Source organism: Streptomyces sp. Root431, from assembly GCF_001426585.1.
Lineage (GTDB): Bacteria > Actinomycetota > Actinomycetes > Streptomycetales > Streptomycetaceae > Streptomyces > Streptomyces stackebrandtii.
On the sequence record NZ_LMEI01000012.1, the window covers coordinates 121,257 to 146,340 of the forward strand.

General features: G+C 73.5%; 25 protein-coding genes. 7 read left to right on the forward strand and 18 right to left on the reverse strand.

Features of this window, described 5'->3' with window-relative positions; translation table 11 throughout:
- Nucleotide 1 precedes the first annotated feature (1 nt).
- Nucleotides 2-1,021, forward strand: coding sequence for a hydroxyacid dehydrogenase (locus ASC82_RS22615; protein ID WP_056651124.1), 1,020 nt, complete (start codon nucleotides 2-4; stop codon nucleotides 1,019-1,021).
- Here the strand turns inward: ASC82_RS22615 and ASC82_RS22620 are convergent.
- Complete coding sequence (locus ASC82_RS22620) at nucleotides 998-4,474, reverse strand: hypothetical protein (RefSeq protein ID WP_056651126.1); 3,477 nt, start codon at nucleotides 4,472-4,474, stop codon at nucleotides 998-1,000. The genes ASC82_RS22615 and ASC82_RS22620 overlap by 24 nt on opposite strands.
- Before the next feature lie 48 nt (nucleotides 4,475-4,522).
- Here ASC82_RS22620 and ASC82_RS22625 point away from each other — a divergent pair, with 48 nt between their 5' ends.
- Nucleotides 4,523-5,221, forward strand: coding sequence for an ester cyclase (locus ASC82_RS22625; RefSeq protein WP_056651129.1), 699 nt, complete (start codon nucleotides 4,523-4,525; stop codon nucleotides 5,219-5,221).
- 94 nt (nucleotides 5,222-5,315) lie between these two features.
- Here ASC82_RS22625 and groL read toward each other — a convergent pair whose 3' ends face one another.
- Both groL and groES read right to left on the reverse strand, forming a co-directional pair.
- Nucleotides 5,316-6,944, reverse strand: coding sequence for a chaperonin GroEL (gene groL, locus ASC82_RS22630; RefSeq protein ID WP_056651133.1), 1,629 nt, complete (start codon nucleotides 6,942-6,944; stop codon nucleotides 5,316-5,318).
- Between the two features lie 119 nt (nucleotides 6,945-7,063).
- Nucleotides 7,064-7,372, reverse strand: a complete 309-nt coding sequence (groES, locus tag ASC82_RS22635; protein WP_024756677.1) for a co-chaperone GroES — start codon at nucleotides 7,370-7,372, stop codon at nucleotides 7,064-7,066.
- A gap of 252 nt (nucleotides 7,373-7,624) precedes the next feature.
- On the opposite strand from groES, the gene ASC82_RS22640 reads away from it, so the two are divergent.
- Nucleotides 7,625-8,053 (forward strand): DUF6234 family protein, encoded by a 429-nt coding sequence (locus tag ASC82_RS22640; protein ID WP_157863492.1) that lies wholly within the window; start codon nucleotides 7,625-7,627, stop codon nucleotides 8,051-8,053.
- A gap of 28 nt (nucleotides 8,054-8,081) precedes the next feature.
- Here the strand turns inward: ASC82_RS22640 and ASC82_RS30695 are convergent, their stop codons facing one another.
- Together ASC82_RS30695 and ASC82_RS22650 are read right to left on the reverse strand one after the other, a co-directional pair.
- A complete protein-coding gene (locus ASC82_RS30695; RefSeq protein ID WP_056651139.1) occupies nucleotides 8,082-8,390 on the reverse strand; it encodes a hypothetical protein in 309 nt (102 codons plus the stop codon).
- Nucleotides 8,387-9,319 carry a polysaccharide deacetylase family protein gene (locus ASC82_RS22650; RefSeq protein WP_056651142.1) on the reverse strand — a complete coding sequence of 311 codons (933 nt, stop codon included), beginning with the start codon at nucleotides 9,317-9,319 and terminating at the stop codon, nucleotides 8,387-8,389. Before ASC82_RS22650 ends, ASC82_RS30695 begins: the two co-directional genes overlap by 4 nt.
- Before the next feature lie 129 nt (nucleotides 9,320-9,448).
- Between ASC82_RS22650 and ASC82_RS22655 the strand changes: the two genes are divergently transcribed.
- From ASC82_RS22655 to ASC82_RS22665, 3 genes are read left to right on the forward strand one after another with little or no spacing between them, the layout of a single operon-like run.
- Nucleotides 9,449-10,639, forward strand: coding sequence for a class I SAM-dependent methyltransferase (locus tag ASC82_RS22655; RefSeq protein ID WP_079039428.1), 1,191 nt, complete (start codon nucleotides 9,449-9,451; stop codon nucleotides 10,637-10,639).
- A gap of 31 nt (nucleotides 10,640-10,670) precedes the next feature.
- Nucleotides 10,671-11,321: a hypothetical protein gene (locus ASC82_RS22660; protein WP_056651149.1), complete on the forward strand. Its 651-nt coding sequence runs from the start codon at nucleotides 10,671-10,673 to the stop codon at nucleotides 11,319-11,321.
- Entirely contained in the window at nucleotides 11,318-12,778 is a 1,461-nt protein-coding gene (locus tag ASC82_RS22665) for a hypothetical protein (protein ID WP_056651152.1), read from the forward strand. The genes ASC82_RS22660 and ASC82_RS22665 overlap by 4 nt, the downstream gene beginning before the upstream one ends.
- A 21-nt stretch (nucleotides 12,779-12,799) precedes the next feature.
- Here ASC82_RS22665 and ASC82_RS22670 read toward each other — a convergent pair whose 3' ends face one another.
- The 7 genes from ASC82_RS22670 to tsaB form a co-directional block, all read right to left on the reverse strand.
- Nucleotides 12,800-14,005 (reverse strand): RNA polymerase sigma factor, encoded by a 1,206-nt coding sequence (locus ASC82_RS22670; RefSeq protein ID WP_056652426.1) that lies wholly within the window; start codon nucleotides 14,003-14,005, stop codon nucleotides 12,800-12,802.
- Nucleotides 14,006-14,078: 73 nt separating this feature from the next.
- Nucleotides 14,079-14,444 carry a YciI family protein gene (locus ASC82_RS22675; RefSeq protein WP_056651155.1) on the reverse strand — a complete coding sequence of 122 codons (366 nt, stop codon included), beginning with the start codon at nucleotides 14,442-14,444 and terminating at the stop codon, nucleotides 14,079-14,081.
- Between the two features lie 98 nt (nucleotides 14,445-14,542).
- Nucleotides 14,543-15,394 (reverse strand): polysaccharide deacetylase family protein, encoded by an 852-nt coding sequence (locus tag ASC82_RS22680; protein WP_056651158.1) that lies wholly within the window; start codon nucleotides 15,392-15,394, stop codon nucleotides 14,543-14,545.
- A 35-nt stretch (nucleotides 15,395-15,429) separates the two neighbouring features.
- On the reverse strand, nucleotides 15,430-15,690 hold the full coding sequence (locus ASC82_RS22685; protein WP_056651161.1) for a hypothetical protein: 261 nt from the start codon (nucleotides 15,688-15,690) through the stop codon (nucleotides 15,430-15,432).
- The gene (gene tsaD, locus ASC82_RS22690) at nucleotides 15,687-16,796 is read right to left on the reverse strand and encodes a tRNA (adenosine(37)-N6)-threonylcarbamoyltransferase complex transferase subunit TsaD (protein ID WP_056651164.1); all 1,110 of its coding nucleotides are present in this window, start codon (nucleotides 16,794-16,796) and stop codon (nucleotides 15,687-15,689) included. The genes ASC82_RS22685 and tsaD overlap by 4 nt, the downstream gene beginning before the upstream one ends.
- The gene (rimI, locus tag ASC82_RS22695; RefSeq protein ID WP_056652429.1) at nucleotides 16,786-17,256 is read right to left on the reverse strand and encodes a ribosomal protein S18-alanine N-acetyltransferase; all 471 of its coding nucleotides are present in this window, start codon (nucleotides 17,254-17,256) and stop codon (nucleotides 16,786-16,788) included. The genes tsaD and rimI overlap by 11 nt, the downstream gene beginning before the upstream one ends.
- A 23-nt stretch (nucleotides 17,257-17,279) precedes the next feature.
- Nucleotides 17,280-17,936 (reverse strand): tRNA (adenosine(37)-N6)-threonylcarbamoyltransferase complex dimerization subunit type 1 TsaB, encoded by a 657-nt coding sequence (gene tsaB / locus ASC82_RS22700; RefSeq protein WP_056651167.1) that lies wholly within the window; start codon nucleotides 17,934-17,936, stop codon nucleotides 17,280-17,282.
- A gap of 150 nt (nucleotides 17,937-18,086) precedes the next feature.
- On the opposite strand from tsaB, the gene ASC82_RS22705 reads away from it, so the two are divergent.
- A complete protein-coding gene (locus ASC82_RS22705; protein WP_056651170.1) occupies nucleotides 18,087-18,629 on the forward strand; it encodes a L,D-transpeptidase in 543 nt (180 codons plus the stop codon).
- Nucleotides 18,630-18,680: 51 nt separating this feature from the next.
- Here the strand turns inward: ASC82_RS22705 and ASC82_RS31220 are convergent, their stop codons facing one another.
- The 6 genes from ASC82_RS31220 to ASC82_RS22730 form a co-directional block, all read right to left on the reverse strand.
- Nucleotides 18,681-18,860, reverse strand: coding sequence for a hypothetical protein (locus ASC82_RS31220; RefSeq protein WP_079039429.1), 180 nt, complete (start codon nucleotides 18,858-18,860; stop codon nucleotides 18,681-18,683).
- A gap of 111 nt (nucleotides 18,861-18,971) precedes the next feature.
- Complete coding sequence (tsaE, locus tag ASC82_RS22710) at nucleotides 18,972-19,472, reverse strand: tRNA (adenosine(37)-N6)-threonylcarbamoyltransferase complex ATPase subunit type 1 TsaE (RefSeq protein ID WP_024756661.1); 501 nt, start codon at nucleotides 19,470-19,472, stop codon at nucleotides 18,972-18,974.
- Nucleotides 19,473-19,482: 10 nt separating this feature from the next.
- Nucleotides 19,483-20,688: an alpha/beta hydrolase gene (locus tag ASC82_RS22715; protein WP_079039430.1), complete on the reverse strand. Its 1,206-nt coding sequence runs from the start codon at nucleotides 20,686-20,688 to the stop codon at nucleotides 19,483-19,485.
- Between the two features lie 9 nt (nucleotides 20,689-20,697).
- Entirely contained in the window at nucleotides 20,698-21,846 is a 1,149-nt protein-coding gene (alr, locus tag ASC82_RS22720; protein WP_056651174.1) for an alanine racemase, read from the reverse strand.
- Between the two features lie 20 nt (nucleotides 21,847-21,866).
- Nucleotides 21,867-22,880: a L,D-transpeptidase gene (locus ASC82_RS22725; RefSeq protein ID WP_242427746.1), complete on the reverse strand. Its 1,014-nt coding sequence runs from the start codon at nucleotides 22,878-22,880 to the stop codon at nucleotides 21,867-21,869.
- A 666-nt stretch (nucleotides 22,881-23,546) separates the two neighbouring features.
- Nucleotides 23,547-25,019, reverse strand: coding sequence for an NAD(P)H-hydrate dehydratase (locus ASC82_RS22730; RefSeq protein ID WP_107105946.1), 1,473 nt, complete (start codon nucleotides 25,017-25,019; stop codon nucleotides 23,547-23,549).
- Between the last annotated feature and the right edge of the window lie 65 nt (nucleotides 25,020-25,084).

The following is a 25,084-nucleotide window of genomic DNA, read 5'->3' on the forward strand; positions in this document are numbered from 1 at the left end:
GATGCACCCCGCCACTGACAACCGCCCCGCCCTCCTCCTCGCGATGGGCCCCGACACCGCGGAACGGCTGCTCACCGACGCCCACCGGCAGCGCCTCGCGGCCCTCACCCGAACCGACCCGCACCTCGTCGCCCACGACCTGACCGCCCCCGACGCGCGGACCGCCGCCGCCCTCGCCGAGGCCGAACTCCTCCTCACCGGCTGGGGCGCCACGCCCCTCACCGCCGAGATCCTCGACCGCGCGCCCCGCCTGCGGGCCGTCGTCCACGCCGCCGGCTCCGTCAAACACCACATCACCGACGCCTGCTGGGACCGCGGCCTCCGCGTCACCACGGCCGCCGCCGCCAACGCGCTGCCCGTCGCCGAGTACACCCTCGCCGCGATCCTCTTCGCCGGAAAGCAGGTCCTCCGCTCCGCCCAGCGGTACGCCGAACTCCGCACCGGCCACGCCTGGATCACCGAATCCGCCGCCTGGGGCAACCACCGCCGCACCATCGGCATCGTCGGCGCCTCCCGCATCGGCCGCCGGGTCATCGACCTCCTCCGCCTCTTCGACTTCGAGATCCTCCTCTACGACCCGTACGTGACGGACCCGCCGCCCGGCGTGGAACTCACCGGCCTCGACGACCTCTGCGCCCGCAGCACCGTCGTCTCGGTCCACGCGCCGCAACTCCCGTCCACGTACCGCATGATCGGCCCTGCCCAGCTCGCCGCGATGCCGTCCGGCACGACCCTGATCAACACGTCCCGCGGCTCCCTGATCGACGAGACGGCCCTCCTCCCCCACCTCCTCGCGGGCCGCCTCCACGCGATCCTCGACGTGACCGACCCGGAACTCCCGCCCCCGGACTCCCCGCTCTACACCCTCCCGAACGTCCTCCTCACCCCACACGTGGCCGGCTCCCTCGGCAACGAGCTGCACCGCATGGCGGACCAGGCGCTGGAGGAGGTCGCGCGGTACACCCACGGCGAGCCGTTCGCGGAGGAGGTACGGGCGTCAGACCTCCAGCGCTCGGCGTAGGCGGTCGGCCTCGGCGAGGACGAACGGAATCGCCTCGGGCGCAATGGCGAGCACGGCCGGCAGCACGTCCCGCCACTCCCCGAGCCGCAGCGCGAGAACGGCCCAGCGCCGGGCCAGGGCGGGATCGGGTTCGGCGCGGGCGAGGAGGGCGTAGCCGTCGCCGCACGGAGGGCCGAGGTAGTGCAGGCCGTCGAGGAGGGTGGCGGCATGGCCGTACTGAGCGGCTCGCAGGAGCTCGGTGACCAGCTTGACGGGCGACCACCGCCGTAGCGTGGGCTGTGGCTCCCGCAGGAGGCCGACCGCCTCGTCGTAGGAGCCGATGACGACGAGCACGAGAGCCGAGCCCCGCTGCCACTCGATCCGCGCCGAGACGTCGGCTCTGAAGGGGGGCGCGAGGTTCGGTTCCAGGGCGAACTCGGCCCGCAGGACGTCCAGTACCTTGGGCGCGTCGGGCTCCTTCTCACGGGCGACCGCCAGGAAACGCTCGGCGTCCTCGCGGCGCCCCTGCCGCACGCAGGCCATCGCCATCCGCGCGGACACCGCCGCGACGTGGGCCGGCTCGGAGAGGCGCGACGCCAGCTCTCGCGCCCGCTCCCAGGCGCCCGCGTCCGCCATGGTCACGGCCGCCTTCTTGACGAGGCTCGGCAGCGCGTCCGGGTGCTCGACCAGCCGCAGGGCACGATCCCATTGCCCCGCGCTCGTGTACGCGGCGACGAGCAAGGGGAACAGCACCCGCTGCTGGTACACCCGCGTCGCCCCGGCGAACGTCTCCGCCCACTCCGGCCGCCCCGCCGCGAGCGCCGCGAAGGCGGCGCTTTCCGGGTCCAGGCCCGGCTCGGCCTCCACGGCCCGCAGCAGACGCACCGCGTCGTCGCACCGCCCTGCCTCCCCCAGCGCCCGGGCGAACGCCACCAGCTCCCCGACAAGGGTCTCGCGCGCCGGCACCCGGACCCTCGCCTGCTCGCCCGCGAGCATGCCCCGGGCCTCCGTGGCGTGGCCCGCGCCGTACAGCACCTCCGCGAACACCGCGAGAACGTCCGTGTTCTCCCCGATCCCCCTGACCACCGCACGGGCCCGGTCCACCGCGCCCTCCCCGACCAGTCGGCGCAGGAAGGCGTCGAGGACCCGGAGGCGTTCGGGGCGCTCTCCGGTCCATTCCGCCGTCCGGTCGGGCGTCTCCGCGAGTCTTCCGCACAGCGAGGCGACGGCGTCCAGGTCTCCGCGCGCCAGCAAGGCCGAGGCGATGACCGGCCAGGGGTCGTCCGAGAACCAGGGTCCGCCCGTTTCCGGGGCCATGTCCATGGCCCGCTCGACGTCACCGGCTCGGGCGAGCTCGCGGGCGGCGCGTCCACGCACAAGATCCTTGGTGTGGCCTTCCTTGTCCCCGACGAGTTCCAGGGCCTCCTCCCACCGGCCGTTCCTCGCCAGTACGGGGGCGAGCGCGCGGACTCCGTCACCAGCGCCGGCCACGCGCGCCGCCTCCACCTGCCCGGCGGCGACCAGCGCGTCGAGCAGCCCCCAACGGAACTTGACGGCCCCGCTGCTCCCCATGCTCATCCGGTCCAGCGCAGCCCCGCACTGCGCGCCCAGCGCGTCGTCCCCGTAACCGGCCTCGCTCAGGGCGACCGAGAGCCGCAGCAGCACCACCGCCCGTACGGCCAGTTCCTTGTCCGGTGCCCACGCCTCCCGGATCGCCTCGTCGACGCGGCCGGCCCGGACCAGGGCCTCGACGATGCGGCTCCGCACGACGATCCGCTCGTTCGGAAAGGACTCTTCCCTCCCCAGAACGACGGCCCGTTCGTACCGCCCCGCCGCGAGCAGGGCGTCCACCAGCGCCCTGCGGGGGCGGACGCCGTCGTACGTCGTGATCGTCCTCAGCCGCTGTTCCGCCCTCTCGTACGCGCCGAGCCGGACGAGCACCAGGATGACGGCGGCCGCCGCCGGATCGCGCGTATCGCCGGTCGGAAGGCCCTCCCCCAACCGCGCCGCCTCGTCGGCGAGCGCCTCGGCCCGCTGCCGCTCCCCTTGGTCCAGCAGCTTCCACGCCACCGCGCAGAGGCCCTCGACGGCACGGACTCCCGCCATGCTCCGGGCAAGCGCCACTGCCCGGTCCGGCTGTCCGACGGCGACCCAGCCCACGAGCAGCGGGAGCGGCACGTTTCCGCTGTCCCGCAGCAGCAGTGCCCGGGCCAGCGCCAGCCGCAGCGCCGCCGCCACCGAGCCCTCGCGGTCGGCCCGGGCCAGGACCGCGTCCTCCGCCGCCCCGATCTCCGCCAGCGCCGCCGCGTCGCCCCCGGTCACGGCCAGCAGCCGTTCGTGGCGCCGCCCGTCCCCCGCGCAGGCCACCAGCCGTTCGACGTCCCCCGCCGCCCGCAGCATCGGCACGTACCCGTGGAGGAGATGGTCGGGGGTCTCCTCCGGCCAGCCGCGCTCGCGCCAGGTGTCCGCCCACGCGTGCAGCACCGCCCGCCACCGGTCGAGCTCCCGCTTCCCCAGCATCTCCCGTGCTCCCGCGAACAGTTCCTCGTGCGCGAGGAGGTACGCCTCGCCTCGTACGGCGAACGTCCGCCCCGGGCCCGTCCGCAGCACGTCCCGCACCCGGTACGGGACTTCGCCCGTCAGTTCCGCGAGATCGTCCGCCGTCAGGCCGCCGCCGGCGGCGGTCAGCAGGGCCAGGAGCTCGTACGGGAGTCCGCCCGCCTCCAGGAGCCGCTTCAGCTCGCGCTCCGCCTCCGCCCGGATCGCCCGCGCCTTCGGGGACGGGGAGAGGATCCGTACGGCCCCGGGGTCCCGGAGCGGGTGGTCGTCCGGCACGTCGACCGGCAGGGGCGGGTTCAGGCGGCCCGAGACGATCACCCGGAGGTCGTACGGCAGCAGGCTCGCGATCGAGTGGGCGTCCGGGCCCGTGGTCACGCCCCGGTCCTCGTCCAGGCCGTCGACGAGGAGGACCAGCCGCTCGCCGCGCGCGGCGCAGGACGCGGCGGCCGAGGCGTACAGGCGTAACAGGTGGGCCTCGCGGGTGGCGGCGGTGAGGAGGGCGGGGAGGCCCTCGCCCGCCAGTTCCGCCAACTGTTCCAGGACGACGTCGACGTACGCGACGACGTCGTTCTGCGCGCCGAGACGGGCCGTGACGAAGAAGGGGACGATCCGCACGCCCGGCGGCGGGTTGAGGGCGAACCAGGACAGGAGGGCGGTCTTGCCGGCCCAGGCCTCCGCGCGCCACCAGACGTACGCGGGGCCGGAGTCGGCGCGGCAGAAGGCCGCGAGCTCGGCCAGTTCGCGTTCGCGGTCGACGAGTTCCGTGGGGGCGATCCGGCGGACCTGCTCCCGGTATCCGGAGCGGACCGCCATCGGTTCCGGTGCTCCGATCCGGTTGTTGTCGCCGATGACGACGACGCCCGCCCCGTTCTCGACCGTGACCGGCGCCCGCCGCTCTCCCCCTGCCCGCTCCATGCGTCCAACCTAGACTGGAAGGGTCCTGTCCCGGGGTCGGGAGGCGTCATGACCTTCGTACAGATAATCGACTGCAAGACGAGTCGGGTGGACGATCTGAACCGGCTCATGGACGCGTGGGTCGAGCAGACCGAGGGCAAACGGACCGCGACTCACAACATCGTCGGCAAGGACCGCTCGGACGCCTCCCACATCGTGGAGATCGTCGAGTTCCCCTCCTACGACGTGGCCATGCGCAACTCGCAGCTCCCCGAGACCGACCGGATCTTCCGGGAGATGGTCGCGCTCTGTGACGAGATGCCGACCTTCACCGACCTGGACGTGGTCCGGGACGAGGCGCTGTACAAGACCAACGCCCGGCGGCTCCTGGAGATGCTCGCCGCCGAGCCGGAGCTCGCGCTGCTCGACGAGGTGCTGGCCGAGGGGTACCACGACCACGATCCGACCAACGAGCAGGACGTCATCGGCATGGACGCCGTCCGGCGCGAGGTGGAGATGTGGCGGGGCGGCTTCGACTTCACCTTCGCCGTCGACGACCAGCTCGCCGAGGGCGACCGGGTCTGCACCCGCTGGACGTGGAAGGGCAGCCACACCGGGGACTTCATGGGGCTCCAGCCGACCGGCATGGACGTGACCATGAGCGGCACGACCATCCACCGGTTCCGGGACGACGGGAAGATCGTCGAGGGGTGGTGGCAGTACGACCTGCTCGGGCTCATGGGGCAGCTCGGCGCCGTGGAGGGATGAGAGAGGGATGACGTAAGAGAGAAAAGCACGAGGCCCGGTGCCCCCGCGACGGGGGCACCGGGCCTCGGTGATCAGCTACGAGCTAGGACACGCCTCAGTGGGAGTGGCCGTGACCGTGGCCGTGGCCCGCGTCCGCCGGCTCCTCTTCCTTCTTCTCCACCACGAGGGTCTCGGTGGTGAGGAGGAGGGAGGCGATCGAGGCGGCGTTCTCCAGGGCGGAGCGCGTCACCTTCACCGGGTCGATGACGCCGGCCTTGACCAGGTCGCCGTACTCGCCGGTCGCGGCGTTGAAGCCCTGGCCCTTGTCGAGCTCCGCCACCTTCGAGGTGATGACGTAGCCCTCGAGGCCGGCGTTCTCGGCGATCCAGCGCAGCGGCTCGACGGCGGCGCGGCGGACGACCGCGACACCCGTGGCCTCGTCGCCGGTCTTGCCGAGGTTGCCCTCGAGGACCTTGACGGCGTGGACCAGAGCGGAGCCACCACCGGAGACGATGCCCTCCTCGACCGCGGCGCGGGTCGCGGAGATGGCGTCCTCCAGACGGTGCTTCTTCTCCTTCAGCTCCACCTCGGTGGCGGCGCCGACCTTGATCACGCACACGCCGCCGGCCAGCTTCGCGAGGCGCTCCTGGAGCTTCTCGCGGTCCCAGTCGGAGTCCGTGGACTCGATCTCGGCCTTGATCTGGCTGACGCGACCCGCGAGCTCGTCGGCGTTGCCGCCGCCCTCGACGATGGTGGTGTCGTCCTTGGTGATCGTCACGCGACGGGCGGTGCCCAGCACGTCCAGGCCGGCCTGGTCGAGCTTGAGGCCGACCTCCTCGGCGATGACGGTGGCACCGGTGAGGGTGGCCATGTCGCCGAGCATCGCCTTGCGGCGGTCGCCGAAGCCGGGGGCCTTGACGGCCACGGCGTTGAAGGTGCCACGGATCTTGTTCACGACCAGGGTCGACAGGGCCTCGCCCTCGACGTCCTCGGCGATGATCAGGAGCGGCTTGCTGGCGCCGGCCTGGATGACCTTCTCCAGGATCGGGAGCAGGTCCTGGATCGAGGAGATCTTGCCCTGGTTGATCAGGATGTACGGGTCGTCGAGGACGGCCTCCATACGCTCCTGGTCGGTGACCATGTACGGGGACAGGTAGCCCTTGTCGAAGGCCATGCCCTCGGTGAAGTCGAGCTCCAGGCCGAAGGTGTTCGACTCCTCGACGGTGATGACACCGTCCTTGCCGACCTTGTCCATGGCCTCGGCGATGAGCTCGCCGACCTGCTGGTCCTGCGCGGAGAGCGCGGCGACGGCGGCGATGTCGGACTTGTCCTCGATCGGGCGCGCGGTGGCGAGGAGCTCCTCGGAGACGGCCTTGACGGCGGCGTCGATGCCCTTCTTCAGGGCGGCCGGGGAAGCGCCGGCGGCGACGTTGCGCAGACCCTCGCGGACCAGGGCCTGGGCGAGCACGGTGGCGGTGGTGGTGCCGTCACCCGCGATGTCGTTGGTCTTGGTCGCCACCTCCTTCACCAGCTGGGCGCCGAGGTTCTCGAAGGCGTCCTCGATCTCGACCTCGCGGGCGATCGTGACACCGTCGTTGGTGATGGTGGGGGCGCCGAACTTCTTGTCGATGACGACGTTGCGGCCCTTGGGGCCGATCGTCACCTTCACCGTGTCGGCAAGCTTGTTGACGCCGCGCTCAAGGGCGCGACGGGCGTCCTCGTCGAACTTCAGGATCTTCGCCATGGGAGCGGTTCAGCCCTCTCGGAATCGGGTGGAACGAACTGCGCCCCCGGACGCCCTGTGCGGGGTCAAGGGGCGCAGCTCGAAGCATCTGCTTCAGATACTTCAGGTACTTCGGTGAATTACTTCTCGATGATCGCGAGCACGTCGCGAGCCGAGAGGACGAGGAACTCCTCGCCGTTGTACTTCACCTCGGTGCCGCCGTACTTGCTGTAGAGCACGACGTCGCCGACCTGAACGTCGAGCGGAAGACGCTCGCCGTTCTCGAAGCGGCCCGGGCCCACGGCGAGGACAGCACCCTCCTGGGGCTTCTCCTTCGCGGTGTCCGGGATGACCAGGCCAGAGGCGGTGGTCTGCTCGGCGTCGAGCGGCTGGACCACAATGCGGTCCTCGAGCGGCTTGATGGCAACCTTGGAGCTGGTGGTCGTCACGATCCGACCTCCCCCTTCGGAGATTACGGGGTCAACTGTCTGAGGTGGCGACCAGGTGGATCCGTCGTCGCGGGTGCCGGACCTGCCCGTCGCTGTGTTGGCACTCTCCAGTGGGGAGTGCCAGACCCGAGACTATGACCGCGATTAGCACTCGGTCAAGCGGAGTGCCAATTCCGCGCCGCCGCGCGTCGTTCCGGTCTCGGTATGGGCAACGCCGCGGCGGACCCCCGGGTTCCGTACGAGGGTGCGGCCATGACGACCTCCCCGCCCCCGGTACGGCCTTGGGCCGACTTCCTGTCCGGGCTCGTGCTCCTCGTCCTGGAGGCCGTGCTCGCCGCGGTCGCCGCCTTCACCCTGGGGATGCGGAGATGGGCCGAGGGCTACGATCCGCAGCCCTCGGCACCGCCCCCGACGGACTGGGTGCCGGTGCTGGTCTTCGGCGCGATCACGGGGGGCGTGCTGCTGCTCGCGTGGGTGTCGGTACGCAGCCACTGGCCCTGGACGGCCGGGGGCCAGTTCCTGGCCGCCGCGCTGCTCGGCATCGCCACGCTGACCTTCGGGATCCAGGAGTGGTCGCGGGCGCATCCCGCGCAGCCGCGCCCCGAGGTCTCCCCGACGTCGTCCGCGTCCCGGTGCGTCTGCACCAGCGGGGGCGGACCCTGCGAGTGCCCGGGAGGGTGACGCCCCCGGGTCGGTCGGCGCGCAGGGGTCAGTCGGCGTGGCCGTCGCGCCGGCCGAGGTCGTCCGCACGTGCCGGGCGTACGGGTTCACCACCGGCCCGGGACGTTCCCTCCGCCACGGTCGCCGCCTCCGCCTCCGCTTCCCCCTCCGCCACGGTCGCCGCCTCCGCCTCCGCCACCGTCGCCCCGTCCCGCGTGCCCATCCGTTCCGCCGCCTTCCGCCCCAGCCGCTCGATCGGGTCGACCGACGAGGCGCAGCCGGTGAGGGCGAGGAGGGTGCCGGCCAGTGCCGCGCCCGTGAGGGCGCGGCGCAGGCGGTGTGAGGTCGGGCCGGTCACACGTAGTCCTCGAGCTTCGCGACCGCGTATCCCTTGGCCGTGATCACGTTCATCACCCGCCGGATCATGTCGGGCATGCTGCCCTTCCAGTCCTCCTTGCCCCGGAAGTGGGTGAGCACGATGTCGCCGGGGTGCAGGTCCCGGTCCCACTCGCGCCACTCCATGTGGTCCGGGAAGGCCTCGGCGGCCCACAGCGGGACGGCCTTGACCCCGCAGGACTTCGCCGCGCGCAGGGTGTCCTCGTTGTAGTTGCCGTACGGCGGGCGGAAGAGCGGGGGCCGCTTGCCGAAGCGCTTCTCGATGACGTCCTGCATCCCGCAGATCTCGCGCTTCTGCTGCTTGTACGACAGCCCGGGCAGGTAGCGGTGGTTGAGGGTGTGGTTGTGCAGGGCGACCCCGGACTCCTGCGACTTCTGCATCCGCGCGAAGTAGGCGTAGTCGTCCTTGACGACGTAGTCGCTGAGGAAGGCGCTGTAGGGGATCCGGAGTTCCTTCATCATCCGCAGCAGCGCGGGGTCCTTCTCCGCGCCGTCGTCGATGGTCAGGAAGACGACCTTCTGCTTGGTCGGGACGGTGGTGAAGACGGGCGGCAGGCCCTCGCCGTCCGTCTCGAAGCCCTTGCGGGTGGTGATCCTCGGCTTGACCTTCGGCGGGGCCGGGGCGTCGAGCGGGGGCCGGGCGAGGCCCCACTTCTTGGCGGCGAGCGCGCGGGCGGCCTTCTGCTTGCGGACCTTCTCGACGTACGCGTTGAGCGCGCCGGCCGAGCCCGGGGCCTGTGCCGGGCCCGGCCGGCCCTGCGCGGGGGCGGGGGCGCCGCGCTGCGGTTCGGCGGGGTCCGAACCGGAGCAGGCCGTGGCGGCGGAGGCGAGGGCTGCGACGACGAGGGCGGCCGCGAGGGTCCGCCGGACAGGGTGCGCGCTGATCACCATAAATTCTTCCTCTTGTCGTACAAGCGGTATGGCGCCGCATCCTGTCAGTGCGGCCGCCCGCTCCCGAGCACGACACCGCCGTACGGCTCCACCGTCCCCCGGCCGGCCCACAGCACCGCAGGGCCCACAATGGGACGGGTGACCGACCTCGCCCACTTCACCGCCCTGCTCACCCCCGAGGGACAGGCCCTCCTCGCCGCCCTGCGCGACTACGAACCCGCCCAGGAGCTGGCGGTCGTCTCCCGGCTGCGCCGCGACCACCCCGCCGAGCTCGTCACGTCGGCGGTCGGCCAGGCCCGGCTGCGCCAGCGCGCGGTGGCGAAGTTCGGCGCCGAGGACGCGTACCGGATGTACTTCACGCCCAACGGCGTCGAGCAGTCGACCCGCGCCTCGGTCGGCACGTACCGGGCGGCCCGGTTCAAGGCGCTCGGCATCGGCAGCGTCGCGGACCTCTGCTCCGGGATCGGCGGCGACGCGATCGCCCTCGCCCGCGCCGGGATCTCCGTCCTCGCCGTCGACCGCGACCCGCTCACCGCGGTGGTGGCCCGCGCCAACGCCGAGGCGCTCGGGCTCGGCGAGCTCATCGAGGTCCGCGAGGCCGATGTGACCGCGATCGACACGAGCCCGTACGACGCGGTCTTCGTCGACCCGGCGCGGCGCGGCGGCCGGGGCAGGATCTTCGACCCCGAGGCGTACTCCCCGCCGCTCTCCTGGGCTGTCGAGGCCGCCCGCAAGGCCCCGCACGCCGCCCTGAAGGTCGCCCCCGGCATCCCGCACGAGGCCGTCCCGGCGGAGGCCGAGGCCGAGTGGATCTCGGACGGCGGGGACGTGAAGGAGGCCGTGCTCTGGTTCGGTACGGAGCCGGGCGCCCGCCGCGCCACGCTGCTGCCCTCGGGCGCCGGGATCGTCGGCCGGGGACTGCCCGACCCGGCGGTCCGGCCGGTCGGCCGCTACCTGTACGAGCCGGACGGCGCCGTCATCCGCGCGCACCTCGTCGCCGAGGTCGCCGAGGACGTGTCGGGCGGGCTGATCGACGAGACGATCGCCTACGTCACGGCCGACGAGCTCGTCCCCACCCCGTACGCCGCTGCGTACGAGATCACCGACGAACTCCCCTTCAACCTCAAGAAGTTGAAGGCCCTGCTGCGGGAGCGCGAGGTCGGCACCCTCACCGTGAAGAAGCGGGGCTCGGCGGTCGAACCCGAGGAGATCCGGCGGAAGGTGAAGCCGAAGGGCCCCAACTCCGCGACGGTCCTGCTCACTCGGGTCGCGGGAGCCCCGACGATGCTGATCGGCCGCCCGGCGGGCGGAGGCCGCTGACTAAAGTGCCGTGAACAGGGGGGAAGAGATCATGGCGCTGCATCCGGAAGGCATGTTCACCACGGGGCCGCTCGCGCACCTCGTCGGACTGGCCGCCGGCGGACCCGAGCCGCTGGAGTGGGAGGTCCTGCGCTTCGGCCGCGCGACGCGGACGGAGTACTGGGACCCCGCCTGGCGGCACACCCCGCAGACCCTCGCCTCCCAACTCGACTACATGGCGACGGCCTTCAGCGAGGAGTTCTTCGCGACCTGCCCGGAGGGGACCCGCCACGCCTGGCGGACGGCCGCCGGCGCCAAGAGCGTGCCCGTGTTCATGACCGAGCTCGCGATGCTGCTGCGGCTCGCGGACCGCGAGGGCGACGCCCCGTACGAGGACGTACCGCTCGCCGCGTGGGAGGCGAGGGCGCGGTTCCCGCTGCTGATGTCCCTTGACGGCTGGGCGTACGACGGCGAGTACGCCTCGTACGAGGAGAGCATGCGGGCCTACATCGAGGGCGAGCACCCGTACTGCTCCTACGAGGTGGTCCCGCGCCTCACCCAGGCCCTGGAGGCGCGCACGCTCTGCGACGAGTCGGCGGCCTTCGCCGCGTCCTTCCGGAAGCTCGCGCCGGAGGCGACCCCGGAGGCGCTGGCCGTCATCACCCGCACCACGTTCACCCACATGACGGAGCACCACATATGAGCGCCACCTTCCACGACGAGCCCTTCCCCGAACTCCTCGGGAACGCCTCCCAGGTGATCGTCAGCGCCGACGGGCAGTGGATCGCGGCCAATTCGGTGTGGAGCGGCCTGAGCAAGGTGGCCGTGTACCGCGCCGCCGACCTCTCCTGCGCGCACCTCCTGACGTTCATGCTGGACGCCGAGGCGATCGACTTCCACCCCACGCTCCCGCTGCTGTCCATCGGCCTCAACAACGGCGACGCGTACCAGCGCGAGGGCTGCCTCACCCTGTTCGAACCCGGCACGGGCCACCGTGTCGACTTCGCCGACCCCGGCCACGGCATCGAACCGGCCCGCTGGCTGGACGCCCGCACGCTCGAACTCACCTTCTTCACCTGGGAGTCGGACTGCGCACCGCTCCAGTCCCGCGCCACCGTCGTCCGCGACGACTGGCTCGGCCTCCCCTCCGATGCCCTCGACCTGCGCACGCTGCCCCGAACCACGCTCCCCCCGGACACCTTGGTCGAGTACCTCGACTCGGAACCCACGCGCCCCCTGCTCGAAGCCCTCGCCGAGCGCGCGGGCCGGAGCTACGACGCCCTCGGCTGGGTACGGGCCGTGGCCGGGCTGAGCGACGGCCGGGTGCTCGCCACCCGCAGCCACGCCGTGGTGGAGTGCCGGTCCCCCGACGGCTCGCTCCTGTGGAGCGTTCCCGCGCCGTCGGGGATCGGCGGCAGCCGCATCGAGGTCTCCGCGGACGAGCGGACGGTACGCGTCGCCGTCGCCGGTCCCGACTCCCGTACCCGGACCGACTTCCCGCTCGTCGACCTCTCCGACGGCACGGTCCTCGACCGCCCCTCGGTGCCCTTCGCGGCCGCGCTGTCGGCCCGTACGGACGGGGTCTGGGCGATCCGGGACACGTACGACCGCGGCTCCGAGGCCGAGCCCCCCGCCCCACCCAACACCCGGACCTTCGCCGCCGACGGCACCCCGCTCGGCACGGTCCACGAGCCGGAGCGGTACGACCTCGTCCCGATCGACGTCCGCCGCTGCCCCGAGCTGCTGTACGGGCGCCGCCGCCGCGAGGTGATCGCGCTCGACCCCGTCACCACCGCCGAGACGGTGCTCTTCGCGCTGGAGCCCTTCATGGTCGACCGGCCGCTCGGCAGGGCGGTGTACGTCTCCGACAGCGCGGGCCCCTCGCTCCTGCACGGCCGGACGGAGCTGGTCCGCCGGACCTTCCCCGCCGGGGACGTCGTCTGGACCGTGCCCACGGACTCCACGATCGTCGACCTCGACGCGCACGCCGGCGTCCTGCACGCCCTGTGCGCCGACGGCACCCTGCTCTCGGTCGACACGGCCGACGGCACCGTCCTCGACCGGCGCACCCTGCCCCCGTACGGCCCGCTCTCGGTCCACGCGGCCCCCGACGGCTCGGTCCTCGTCGGCACGGCGGCCGGCCAGATCCTGCGCTACTGACCGCGGCCGCCAAATCCTGCGCTACTGACCCCGGAGCGCCCGCGCGCGGCCGAGCAGCAGATCCCGCTCCCGCGCGTTCCGGGTGAGCGAGGCCGCCCGCTCGAACTCCGCCCCGGCCTCCGCCGACCGCCCGAGCCGGGCCAGCAGGTCGCCCCGCACGCTCGGCAGCAGGTGGTAGCCCGCCAGGGCGGGTTCGGCCGCCAAGGCGTCGACGAGCGGGAGGGCCGCGGCAGGGCCCTCGGTCATCGACACGGCGACCGCGCGGTTCAGCTCGACCACCGGGGACGGGACGAGGGTCCCGAGCCGCCCGTACAGCGCGGCGATCGTCGCCCAGTCCGTCTCCTCGTACGAGGCGGCCCGCGCGTGGCAGGCGGCGATCGCGGCCTGGAGGGCGTACGGCCCGTAGGTGCGCCCGTCCCCGGCCCGCGCCAGGGCGGCGAAGCCACGCCGGACGAGGAGCCGGTTCCAGCGGCTCCTGTTCTGGTCGGCGAGGAGCACCGGCTGCCCGTCGCGGCCGGTGCGGGCCGCCGTCCGGGAGGCCTGGAGCTCCAGGAGGGCGGCGAGCCCGTGGACCTCGCCCTCCCCGGGCAGGAGCGCGGCGAGGCCGCGGGCGAGGCGCAGCGCGTCCTCGCACAGGCCGGGCCGCAGCAGGTCGTCGCCGGCGGTCGCCGCGTACCCCTCGTTGAAGATCAGGTAGACGACCTCCAGGACGGAGCCGAGACGGGCGACCCGCTCCTCCCCGTACGGCACCTCGAACTCCACGCCCGCCGTCGCGAGCGTCCGCTTGGCGCGGGTGATCCGCGCCGCGACCGTCGCCTCCCGTACGAGGAAGGCGCGGGCGATCTCGTCCGTCCGGAGCCCGCCGACGAGCCGCAGGGTGAGCGCCGTGCGGCCGTCGGCGGAGAGCACCGGGTGGCAGGTGGTGAAGACGAGCCGGAGCACATCGTCGTCGATGTCGCCCGGGCCGGACGGCTCGGGGTCGTACGACTCCTCCGTGAGCGTCCGGCCCACCTCGGCGAGCTTGCGGGCGTACGTCTCGCGCCGCCGCACGAGGTCGACGGCGCGGTGCTTCGCTGCGGCCGTCAGCCAGGCTCCCGGGCGCTCCGGGACGCCCGACCGCGGCCACTGCTCCAGGGCGGAGACGAGCGCGTCCTGGGCGATCTCCTCGGCGATGCCGACGTCCCGGACGATCCGCGCCACGGTGGCGATGATGCGCGCCGACTCCATCCGGAAGACCGTCTCCAGCGTGCTCTGCACCGTCGCGTCCCGTGTCACATCCCGTATGACAGCACAGCGCGGGTCAGCCTTCCGGCATCTCCTCGACCTCGCGGACCTCCAGGCCGACCTTCCACTGCGGCGGGTGGACGGCCAGGAAGCGCCGACCCCACTCGACGGCCTCGGCCATGTCCTTGCACTGGAGCATCGCGTAGCCGCCGACGACCTCCTTGGTCTCGGTGAACGGTCCGTCGGTGTACGACAGCTTCCCGTCCGACCAGGTGATCCGGGTGGCCTCCGCGGTCGGCCTGAGCCCGGCCGTGTCCACCATGGCGCCGGCCTTGGTGATCTCCTCGAAGAGCGCGCCCATCCGCTCCTCGAAGCCGGGGTCGGCGCTCTCCATGTCGATGGTGTTCTCCTCGATGCGGACGAGGGACAGGAAGCGGGGCATGACGACTCCTCGGTGGTGCGGTGGCGGGGCCGTTTCCCCGCCTTCCACACATACGTCGAACGGGCCGGTCCCGCATCGACACCGCGCCCGGGAATCTTTTAGACGTAGTCCTCCAGGCGGGCGACGGTGAAGCCCTGCTCCTGGATGCGGCGCAGCATCGTGGCCGTCATCTCGGTCATCGTCCGGCCCTTGAGCTCGGACGGGCCCCGGAAGTGGGCCAGGATGATGTCGCCGGGGTGCAGCTTCCTGTCCCCGCGCTGGTACTGCATGTTCTTTATCTGCATGGACTCGCGCCACAGCACGATCGCGTCCACCCCGCAGGTGCCCGCGGCGGCCCGGGTGTCCTCGTTCCAGTTGCCGTACGGCGGGCGGAAGAGCCGCGGGGTCGTCCCGTACTCCTTCGCCAGCTTCGCCTGCTGGCCGCATATCTCGCGGCGCTGGGCGTCCCCGGAGAGCGTGCGGAGGTTGGGGTGGGTGAGCGTGTGGTTGGCGACGCCGTGGCCCTGGGCGGCGAGCGGGGCGAAGTAGCGGTAGTCGGCGCGTATCGCCGAGTCGGTGAGGAACATCGTCACCGGGACCTTGAGGTCCTTCATCATCCGCACGAACTCGGGGTCCTTCTCGGCCCCGTCGTCGATCGTGATGAAGACGATCTTCTCGGTGGTGGGTATCTCGCTGATGACGGGGACGGGGCCGCCGGGCTTGCGGACGACCGGCTTGACCGCCGGCGGGGCGGGCGGGGCGGCGAAGGGCTTGAGCCCCCACCTGCGGTACGCGGCGGCCGCCGCGGCCTCGGGGGCCTTGTCACCGGCGGCCCCGGCGGACGGGGAGGCCGCGGGGGCGGTGGTGACCGTCCCCCGGACGGGGGCGGCGGCGGATTCCTCCACCCCGCAGCCGGTCACCAACAGAGCGACGGCGGTCAGCGCCGCCCACACCACGATCTTCTTGTCCACGCCCTAGGGGATGCGCGAACGGCCCCCGGGGTTGCTCAGGAGGTCTCGACCGCCTCGAAGCGCCAGCGGTGGACCGGACGGGTGATGAGCTCCGCCTCCGGCTCGGGCAGCTCGGGCAGCTCGGCGTCGAAGGCCTCCGCCTCCCACCACGTCAGGACCAGGACCCGGTCCTGCGGGGCGCGGAAGATCTCCCGGCGCAGCGGCTCGTGCGCCAGGACCTGGGCCCTGGCCCACTCCAGGAGCTCGGCGCCGCGGCCCTGCGCGGCCCGCGCCTCCCACATGAGGGTGAGCCTCACGAGTACAGGTTCTCCTTGCTGACCTCGTGCACGTGATCGTGATCGTGGTCGTGCGCGTGCGCGCCCGGCACGTGCGGGTCCGTCACCGGCAGGGAGGAGTCCGCCGACAGCTCCAGGTCCGATGCCGGCCGGTTGCGGGCGACCATCTCGGAGCCGAGCGCCGCGACCATCGCGCCGTTGTCCGTGCACAGGCCGGGGCGCGGCACGCGCAGCCGGATGCCGGCCCGCTCGCAGCGCTCCTGGGCGAGGGCCCGCAGCCGCGAGTTGGCGGCGACGCCGCCACCGATCATGAGGTGGTCGACGCCCTCGTCCTTGCAGGCCCGGACGGCCTTGCGGGTGAGGACGTCCACGACCGCCTCCTGGAAGGACGCGGCCACGTCCCGTACGGGCACGTCCTCGCCGGCCGCCCGCTTGGCCTCGATCCAGCGGGCCACGGCGGTCTTGAGGCCGGAGAAGGAGAAGTCGTACGCGGGGTCCCGGGAGCCGCTCAGTCCGCGCGGGAAGGCGATCGCCTTCGGGTCGCCCTCCCTGGCGAGCCGGTCGATGACCGGTCCGCCGGGGAAGCCGAGGTCGAGGACGCGGGCGATCTTGTCGAAGGCCTCGCCCGCGGCGTCGTCGATGGTGGCGCCCATCGGCCGCACGTCTGAGGTGATGTCGGAGGAGAGCAGCAGCGAGGAGTGCCCGCCGGAGACGAGCAGCGCCATCGTCGGCTCGGGCAGCTTGCCGTGCTCCAGCTGGTCGACGCAGATGTGCGAGGCGAGGTGGTTGACGCCGTACAGCGGCTTGCCGAGGGCGTACGCGTACGCCTTGGCGGCCGAGACGCCGACGAGCAGCGCGCCCGCGAGGCCGGGCCCGGCCGTGACGGCGATGCCGTCGAGGTCCTTCGCGGAGATCCCGGCCGTCTTCAGGGCGCGCTCGATGGTCGGGACCATCGCCTCCAGGTGGGCGCGGGAGGCGATCTCGGGCACGACGCCGCCGAAGCGGGCGTGGGTGTCGACGCTGGAGGCGACGGCGTCGGCGAGGAGCGTGGTGCCGTGGACGATGCCGACGCCGGTCTCGTCGCAGGAGGTCTCGATGCCGAGTACGAGGGGTTCGTCAGCAGCCATCAGAATCAGTCTCAGTTCCTTGAACGGTCAGTCGCATCACGAGCGCGTCCACGTTTCCGGGCTGGTAGTAGCCGCGCCGGAAACCGATGGGCTCGAAGCCGAAGCGCTCGTAGAGCTTCTGGGCCCGGGTGTTGTCCACGCGCACTTCGAGGAGGACCTCGTCGCACTCGAAGGCGGTGGCGTGGTGGAGCAGGTCGGTGAGGAGCCGGGCGCCGAGGCCCGTGCCCCACTGGTCGCGGGCGACGGCGATCGTCTGCACGTCGCCGAGTCCGCCGGCCGCCGCGAGTCCCGCGTACCCGACGAGCCGCCCCGCCGCGTCCTCCGCGACGAGGTAGCGGCGGGTGGCCCGCGGCCCGCGCGCGTGCGCGAGCTCCGACCAGAACATCCCCGCCGACCAGGCGTCCTCGGGGAACAGCTCGTCCTCGAGGGCGAGCACCGGTGCGATGTCCCACCAGCGCATCTCGCGCAGTTCCACGCCGCCGGTCACTTGGGCGTGACCACCTTGTAGTTCTTGGGCACCTGCGCGTCGGGCCGGCGCAGGTACAGGGGCAGCGGCTCCAGGAAGCCGTCGCCGCCGGCCGCGAGCTTCTCCGCCGCGAGCGCGGCGAGCGCCGCCGCCGACTGGTGCTCGGGGTCGCGGGCGTCGGGGAAGGCCTCGGGGTAGAGCCGGGCGCCCGCGCCGACGACGGGCAGGCCCGCGAGCCCCTCGGCGATCTCGGCGGGCCGGTCGACGGCCGCGTCGGTCACCCGGGTGCGGGAGTCCTCGTACCGCGCCCAGTAGACCTCCTTGCGGCGCGCGTCCGTCGCGACGGCGAAGGGCTCGTCGAGCCCGGAGGCGTACGCGAGGCCGTCGAGGGTGCACAGGCCGTGCACCGGGACGCCGAGCGCGGAGGAGAAGGCCGCGGCGGTGACGAGACCGACGCGGAGTCCGGTGTACGGCCCGGGGCCGACGCCGACGACGATCCCGGTGACCGCGTCGATCTTCAGCCCGGCCTCCTTGAGGACCCGGTCGACGGCGGGCATCAACAGCTCCCCGTGGCGGCGGGCGTCGACCTGACTCGACGAGGCGATGACGGCCTCGCCGTCGTGGAGGGCGACGGTGACGGCGGGGGTGGCGGTATCCATGGCGAGCAACAGCACGCGAACAGCCTACGGCTCCCGGGGCGGGCGGCGCCCCGGGAGCCGCCCCCGGGCACGGCGCCCCGCCCCCGGGGGCACCGGCTGCTACCGTCACCCTTCGATACGTTCGTACGAGAGGTGGGCACGGTGGCAAGGAGCAGCTCGGGATTCGTGGCCGGGCTCACCGCGGCGGCCGTCGTCGCGGTCGGCTTCCTCGCGTACCAGGCCTCGGCGAACGCCCCCGCCGATCTGTCGGCGAAGCCGAAGGCGTCGGGCACCGCCGCCCCTTCCGTGTCGCCGAGCGGCGGCCCGAAGCAGCCGGTGAAGAACCCGCTGACGGTCCCCGCGGGCTCGGGCACCGGCGAGCGGGTCGTGTACGCGCTCGCCGACCGCCGGGTGTGGCTGGTGAACGACAAGGACAAGGCCACCCGGACGTTCGCGGTGATGCCGAGCACGGTCGACCCGCTGCCGGGCAGCTACACGGTCACCTCGCGCTCGGGCTCGGTGCGCGGCTCGGACGGCGTGCAGATCGAGCACGTGGTGCGGTTCGCGACGGCCCAGGACGTGGCGATCGGCTTCAGCGCGGCCGTGGACGGCTCGACGCCGAAGCCGGACCCGTCGAAGAAGACGGGCGGCATCCGCATGAAGCGGGCGGACGGGGACGCGCTGTGGACGTTCGCGTCGATCGGCGCGAAGGTCGTCGTCGTCGCCTGACGCGCCTGAGCGCCCCCGCGCCCTGTACGACCCTGATCCGCCGGACAGGCGCTAAGCGGCTTCGTCCCGCCGAACAGCTCCGTCCCCCTCACCCGGGCCCTCACTCTGCTCGGGCCCGGGGCGGCGGGGCGGGGTGGACAGGGCACGCGCCGCGGCACAGGACGCCAGCAGCTCGCCCATCGAGACGTGGTCCCGGCCGTGACCGGCTTCCGCGCGCTGTGGCGTGGCCATGCATGCCTCCCGTAGGTTAGGTACACCTAACCAGCTCGTGCATCCATGTCACCACGGCACGTACGACCCACGCAATATCTTCCCGACACGTTGTCGGAAGCTCCTACGTCCTCAGCCCAGATCGAGGTCCTCGTCGGCCCAGCGCGAGCCGATCCCGCGCAGCACGACCGTGCGCCGGTCGTCGTCGGTGTCGCCGGTCACGCGGTGGATGAGGACGTGCAGGCGGTCGTCGGTCAACTCCTCGACCTTGCCGTCACCCCACTCCACGACCACCACGGACTCGGGCAGCGAGACGTCCAGATCGAGGTCCTCCATCTCGTCGAGGCCGCCCCCGAGGCGGTACGCGTCGACGTGCACCAGGGCCGGGCCGCCGACCAGGGACGGGTGGACGCGGGCGATGACGAAGGTCGGGGAGGTGACGGCACCCCGCACGCCGAGGCCCTCGCCGAGGCCGCGGGTCAGGGTGGTCTTCCCGGCGCCGAGCTCACCGGTGAGCATGACGAGGTCGCCGGGGCGGAGGAGTTTCGCGAGCCGGCGGCCGAGGTCCCCCATCTGCTCGGGGGAGTCGATGGCGAGGGTGGCGCCGGAGACGGGCGGGTGCGCTGCTTCCATACCCGCCAACCTAACTCGTGCCGGCGTCCGTCCTCACCGTCGCGGGACCGGGGACGGCACCGGCCCGCACGAGCAGGTCGGCCAGCCGGTCGGTGACGGCCTCGGGGTGCTCCAGCATCACCAGATGGCCCGCGTCGGGGACGATGACCAGCTCCGCGTCGGGCAGCAGATCGGCGAGGGCCTCGGTGTGGGAGCTGGGGGTGACGAGGTCGTTGTCCCCGGCGAGCGCGAGCACCGGCAGGTCGGCGAAGGCGGTAAGGGCGGCGGCCTTGTCGTGCTCGGCGAAGGCCGGGTAGAACTCCGCGACGACGTCGATCGGGGTCGACTCGATCATCCGCTCCGCGAAGCGGGCGACCGCCGGGTCCACGTCCTTCGACGCGAACGAGTACTTCTTGATCAGCCCGGCGAAGAGGTCCGCCGTCGCCCGGCGCCCGCGCTCGACCAGCTCCGCCTGGGAGCCGAGCGCCCGCAGCACTCCGGGCAGGACCCGCCGGACGGCGTTGACGCCGGCGAGCGGCAGCCCGTACGACACCTCTCCCAGGTTCCCGGCGGAGGTGCCGACGAAGGCGACCCCGACGACCCGGTCGCGGACGAACTCCGGGAACCGCTCGGCGAGCGCCATCACCGTCATGCCGCCCATCGAGTGCCCGACCAGGACGAGCGGGCCCTCGGGCGCGGCGACGTCGAGGACGGCCTTGAGGTCACGGCCCAGCTGGTCGATGGAGACGGGCACGCCGTCGGCCCCGGACTGGGCGACGCCGTGGCCGGAGCGGCCGTGGCTGCGCTGGTCCCAGTGGACGGTGCGGACGAGACCGCGGAGCGCGGCCCGCTGGAAGTGCCAGGAGTCCTGGTTGAGGCAGTAGCCGTGACTGAAGACGACGGTGACGGGGGCGGGGTCCCTGCGTCCGAAGAGCCGGCGGCGGCGGGCGGGCCGGGCGTCCGCCTCGACCCGGTCCACGCCGTCGACCTCGTCGACCTCGTCGACCTCGTAGTAGAGGACGGTCGAGTCGTCCGCGAGCGCCCGGCCGGAGGTGCCGCGGAGGCTGCCGTACGGGCCGGTGGAGTCCAGGGCGAGCCGGGCCTTCTGACGCACGGAGCGGCCGACCGTGAGCCGCTCGACGGCGACTCCGGCGGCGGCGCCCGCGGCGAGGACGCCTATCGCGGCACCCGCGAACCCGGCCCTCCGCCAACTGCTCGTGCCGCTGGACTCGCCCACGGACAGCTCCTATTCGTCCAGGTAGACGCGCGGGACGCGCGCACCGATCCGGGTGACGATCTCGTACGCGATGGTGTCGGCGGCCACCGCCCAGTCCTCGGCCGTCGGCTCGCCCCGGTCGCCGGGGCCGAAGAGCACGGCCTCGGTGCCGGGCTCGGGGACGTCCCCGCCGAGGTCGACCACGAACTGGTCCATGGCGACGCGCCCGGCGACGGTGCGGACCGTGCCGCCGACGAGGACGGGCCCGCGCCCGGAGGCGTGCCGGGGGATGCCGTCGGCGTACCCCAGCGGGACGAGACCGAGGGTGGTCTCGTCGCCGGTGACGTAGTGGTGCCCGTAACTCACCCCGTGCCCGGCCGGGACGTGCTTCACCAGGGCGACGCTCGCCTTGAGCGACATGACCGGCCGGAGCCCCAGCTCGGCGGAGGTGCCGAGCTCGGGGCTCGGCGAGACGCCGTACATCGCGATGCCGGTCCGCACCAGGTCGAAGTGGGCCTCGGGGAGGGTGAGGGTGGCCGGCGAGTTGGCGATGTGCCGGACCTCGGGCTCGACGCCCGCCTCCTCCGCGTAGGCGAGCATCGAGCGGAAGACGTCGAGCTGCGCGGCGATGGAGGGGTGGTGGGGCTCGTCGGCGCAGGCGAGGTGCGACCAGAGCCCGGTGACCTTCACGAGCCCCTCGGCCTCGGCCTTCAGCGCCGCGCCGACCAGCTCGGGCCAGTCGGCGGGCTGGCAGCCGTTCCGCCCGAGGCCGGTGTCGCCCTTGAGCTGCACGCGGGCGGGCCGGCCGACGCGGCGGGCCGCCTCGACGACCTCCTCAAGCGCCCACATCCCGCTCACGGACATGTCGAGACCGGCCTCGATGCCCTGGTCCCAGGGGTCGCCGGGGGTCCAGAGCCAGCACATGACGGGGACGTCGGTGATCCCGGCGGCGCGCAGCGCGAGCGCCTCGTGCGGGGTGGCCGTGCCGAGCCAGTCCGCGCCCGCCTCCAGGGCGGCGCGGGCACAGCGCACGGCGCCGTGTCCGTACGCGTCGGCCTTGACCACGGCCATGATCCGGACATGGGGGGCGACGCGGGCGCGCAGCGTGCGGACGTTCGCACGCAGCGCACCGAGGTCGATCTCGGCGCGGGCTCTGCGGGGCGGCGGTGTCTCAGTCATCGCGCCCAGTCTCTCAGGTGTCAGCTACCGGGCCGCTTTCCCCAGATGTAGACCCGGTCACCCTTGCGGAGGACGTCCCAGAGTTTCCGGGCGTTGGCGTAGCCAAGATTGACGCAGCCGCGGCTGCCGGTGGGCGTGGCGATCTGCCCGTAGACGGCGTGGAAGGCCTGACCGCCGCTGAAGAACTGCGAGTACGGCATGGGGGTGTTGTAGATGGACGACCAGTGGTCCTTGTGGCGCCAGTAGACGCTGTGCCACCCGGTCCGTGTCGCATACCCGACCCGCCCGCTCCTCATGTTCACCACCCCGAAGGTCACCTTCTTGCCCTTCCGCACCCACATCAACTGCCGATCGAGATCGACGCAGACGACGGCGTACTTCTTCACGGGGCAGCGCCGCCCCGGATCCAGGTTCTTCCGCGCGGCCAGCAACTCGGCCCGCGCCCAGGTGACGGGCCCGGCGTACCCGTTGGCAGGCTTGATCTTCTCCCGCGTCTGGAACGCCTTGACGGCCGCGCAGTCGGCCCCCGACTGCTTCCCGTCCACCTTCAGCCCCAGCAGCCGCTCGACCTGCCGCTGATAGGCCCCGGCGGTGGCGGTGCAGGCGGCCCCCACGACACTCCGCGGCAGGTACTCGACCAACTCGTCCACCCCCTCCTCGGGCTCGGGCACGGGCACGCCCCCCTCGCCCTCCTGCAACGGCGGCAGCACTTGATCAGGCGTATCCATCGGATACTCGGCCCGCCCACCGCCGGGGACTCCGGGCACGAGGGGCTCGACGGGCGCGGGGGTGACGGGGGCCGGGTCGGAGGAGGTGGGTGGGGAAGGCTCGGCGGACGCGGGCGAGCCGGCGGCGACGGCGGGTGCGTCGGCGACGGCGGGCGAGTCGGCGGTGGCGACGGCGGGTGTGTCGGCGACGGACACTGCGGGCCCGCCAGAGCCGACGCCGGACGCGGGCGAGCCGACGCCGGGCGGAGGCGTGTCGGCAAGGGCTGCCGTGGGCCCGAGGGCGAGGACGGCGGCGAGGGTGAACAACAGCGGCGCGGTACGACTTCTCCAACTGATCACCCCACCCACCCAATCCCCGGCACGGGCAAGCAGCGCGCCGGATCCCACGGGTGGGGCAACGGGTTCGCCCGACTGGACGCCGATCAACCCACGACACCCCGAGCGCCAAGCCGCGAGGCACACGGACACGCCCCGGCGCCGCGAAGCGGGCGCCCGTGCAGAGCGGCGGCGCCGCGCAGCCGGCGCGCTGGGGGTCCGGGGGCGGAGCCCCCGGGAGAGAAGGTTTCCCACCCTCACCCCCACCAGCCCCCGGCAGGGTTTCGGGAAGGGGCGGGGTGGGGCCCTGCCCGAGCCGGAGGGCGCCGCGAAGCGGGCGCCCGTGCAGAGCGGGGGGGGCCGCACAGCGCACACCGCCGCTCCCAGGCGGGGCGCCACGCAGCCGGCGCGCTCCCCGGAACAAGCACCCCGACGCGAAGCGGGCGCGCGCCCAGCACAACCCCCCAGCACAAGCACCGCGCCGCGAAGCGGGCGCCGCCGGGCCGTGGGCGCCGCGAAGCCGGCGCACGGGAGGTCCGGGGGCGGAGCCCCCGGGAGAGAAGGTTTCCCACCCTCACCCCCACCAGCCCCCGGCAGGGTTTCGGGAAGGGGCGGGGTGGGGGAAGAGCCGCCCCGACCTGGGGGAACCGCCCCGGCCTACGACACCACGTCCCCCCACGCCCCCCGCAGCGCCTCCGCCACCTCGCCCGCCGTCACCGGCCCCGCCGAAGCCCCCGCTCCCGCTCCCGCACCCGCCCCCACCGCCGCCCTCCGCGCCGCCAGCCCGTGCAGGTACGCCGCCGCCGCCCCCGCGTCCCCCGCCCGCAGCCCCGCCGCGAGGAGGGAGCCCGCCAGGCCGGAGAGGACGTCGCCGCTGCCGGCCGTCGCGAGCCACGCCGTGCCCGTCGGGTTCACCCGAACCGGCCCGCCCTCCGGCCCGCACACCAGCGTCGTCGACCCCTTGAGCAGCACCGTCGCCCCGAAGCGCCCCGCCAGCTCCCGTACCGCCGCGAGCCGTCCCGCCTCCACTTCCTCCCGGGAGACGCCGAGGAGCGCCGCCGCCTCCCCCGCGTGCGGGGTGAGGAGGGTCGGGGCGGGGCGCCGGGCCCGTACGACCGCGGGGTCGAGCCCCCGCAGGCCGTCCGCGTCGACGAGGACCGGCACGTCGGAGGCGAGGACCTCGGCGACCGCGACGGCCGTCCCGGGCCCCTCGCCGAGCCCGGGCCCGACGACCCAGGCCTGTACGCGCCCGGCCTTCTCCGGCCGCCCGGAGTGCACCAGGGTCTCCGGGTGCCGCGCGAGCACCGCGTCCCCGGCGGGCCCGACGTACCGCACGGCGCCGGCCCCGCCGCGCAGCGCCCCCGCCACCGCGAGGACCGCCGCGCCGGGGTAGCGGGCGGAGCCGGCGACGACGCCGAGGACCCCGCGCCGGTACTTGTCGCTCACGGCGCCGGGCACGGGCAGCAGCCTTGCGACGTCCTCGTGCTGGAGGGCCTCCATCTCGGGCACTCCGGGGAGGTAGGGCGCGAGGCCGATGTCGACGAGCCGCAGCGCCCCCGCGTACTCCCGCGCCGGGTCGACGAGCAGCCCCGGCTTGTACGTCCCGAAGGTCACCGTCGCGTCGGCCCGCAGCGCCTCCCCCGTGACCTCGCCGGTGTCGGCGTCGACGCCGCTCGGCAGGTCGACGGCGACGACGATCGCGTCGGAGCCGCGCGCGGCCCGGGCGACGGGGACGGCGTCGGGCCGGAGTCCGCCCTGCCCTCCGATGCCGGTGATGCCGTCGAGGACGAGGTCGGCGACGGCCAGCGCCTCGAAGGGGTCGTCGGCGATCCGCCCGCCGGCCGCCCGGAGCGCGGCGAGTCCGCCCTCGTGGGCCCGGGCTCCGAGCAGTACGGCGGTGACGCCGGCCCCGCGCCGGGCGAGCCGCGCCCCGGCGTACAGCGCGTCGCCGCCGTTGTCGCCGCTGCCGACGAGCAGGACGACCCTCGCTCCGTACACCCGCGGCAGCAACCCGCTGCAGGCGGCGGCGAGTCCGGCGGCTGCCCGCTGCATGAGCGCGCCTTCCGGAAGGCGGGCCTTGAGTTCGGCCTCTGCGGCCCGGACGGTCTCGGCGCGGTGAGCGGTACGCATGTCCAGCAGTCTGCCGCAGTCCCCGGCCGCTCGCCCGGAGCGCTCAAGCACGCGCCCGGAGCGCT

What these genes read in the sequence shown, in the direction of transcription:
- ASC82_RS22615 (WP_056651124.1), top strand. Translation starts at nt 2, where the DNA reads ATGCACCCCGCCACTGACAACCGCCCCGCCCTCCTCCTCGCGATGGGC.
- ASC82_RS22620 (WP_056651126.1), bottom strand. Translation starts at nt 4,474, where the DNA reads ATGGAGCGGGCAGGGGGAGAGCGGCGGGCGCCGGTCACGGTCGAGAAC.
- ASC82_RS22625 (WP_056651129.1), top strand. Translation starts at nt 4,523, where the DNA reads ATGACCTTCGTACAGATAATCGACTGCAAGACGAGTCGGGTGGACGAT.
- groL (WP_056651133.1), bottom strand. Translation starts at nt 6,944, where the DNA reads ATGGCGAAGATCCTGAAGTTCGACGAGGACGCCCGTCGCGCCCTTGAG.
- ASC82_RS22640 (WP_157863492.1), top strand. Translation starts at nt 7,625, where the DNA reads ATGACGACCTCCCCGCCCCCGGTACGGCCTTGGGCCGACTTCCTGTCC.
- ASC82_RS22650 (WP_056651142.1), bottom strand. Translation starts at nt 9,319, where the DNA reads ATGGTGATCAGCGCGCACCCTGTCCGGCGGACCCTCGCGGCCGCCCTC.
- ASC82_RS22655 (WP_079039428.1), top strand. Translation starts at nt 9,449, where the DNA reads ATGGGACGGGTGACCGACCTCGCCCACTTCACCGCCCTGCTCACCCCC.
- ASC82_RS22660 (WP_056651149.1), top strand. Translation starts at nt 10,671, where the DNA reads ATGGCGCTGCATCCGGAAGGCATGTTCACCACGGGGCCGCTCGCGCAC.
- ASC82_RS22665 (WP_056651152.1), top strand. Translation starts at nt 11,318, where the DNA reads ATGAGCGCCACCTTCCACGACGAGCCCTTCCCCGAACTCCTCGGGAAC.
- ASC82_RS22670 (WP_056652426.1), bottom strand. Translation starts at nt 14,005, where the DNA reads ATGGAGTCGGCGCGCATCATCGCCACCGTGGCGCGGATCGTCCGGGAC.
- ASC82_RS22675 (WP_056651155.1), bottom strand. Translation starts at nt 14,444, where the DNA reads ATGCCCCGCTTCCTGTCCCTCGTCCGCATCGAGGAGAACACCATCGAC.
- tsaD (WP_056651164.1), bottom strand. Translation starts at nt 16,796, where the DNA reads ATGGCTGCTGACGAACCCCTCGTACTCGGCATCGAGACCTCCTGCGAC.
- rimI (WP_056652429.1), bottom strand. Translation starts at nt 17,256, where the DNA reads ATGCGCTGGTGGGACATCGCACCGGTGCTCGCCCTCGAGGACGAGCTG.
- ASC82_RS31220 (WP_079039429.1), bottom strand. Translation starts at nt 18,860, where the DNA reads ATGGCCACGCCACAGCGCGCGGAAGCCGGTCACGGCCGGGACCACGTC.
- tsaE (WP_024756661.1), bottom strand. Translation starts at nt 19,472, where the DNA reads ATGGAAGCAGCGCACCCGCCCGTCTCCGGCGCCACCCTCGCCATCGAC.
- alr (WP_056651174.1), bottom strand. Translation starts at nt 21,846, where the DNA reads ATGACTGAGACACCGCCGCCCCGCAGAGCCCGCGCCGAGATCGACCTC.
- ASC82_RS22730 (WP_107105946.1), bottom strand. Translation starts at nt 25,019, where the DNA reads ATGCGTACCGCTCACCGCGCCGAGACCGTCCGGGCCGCAGAGGCCGAA.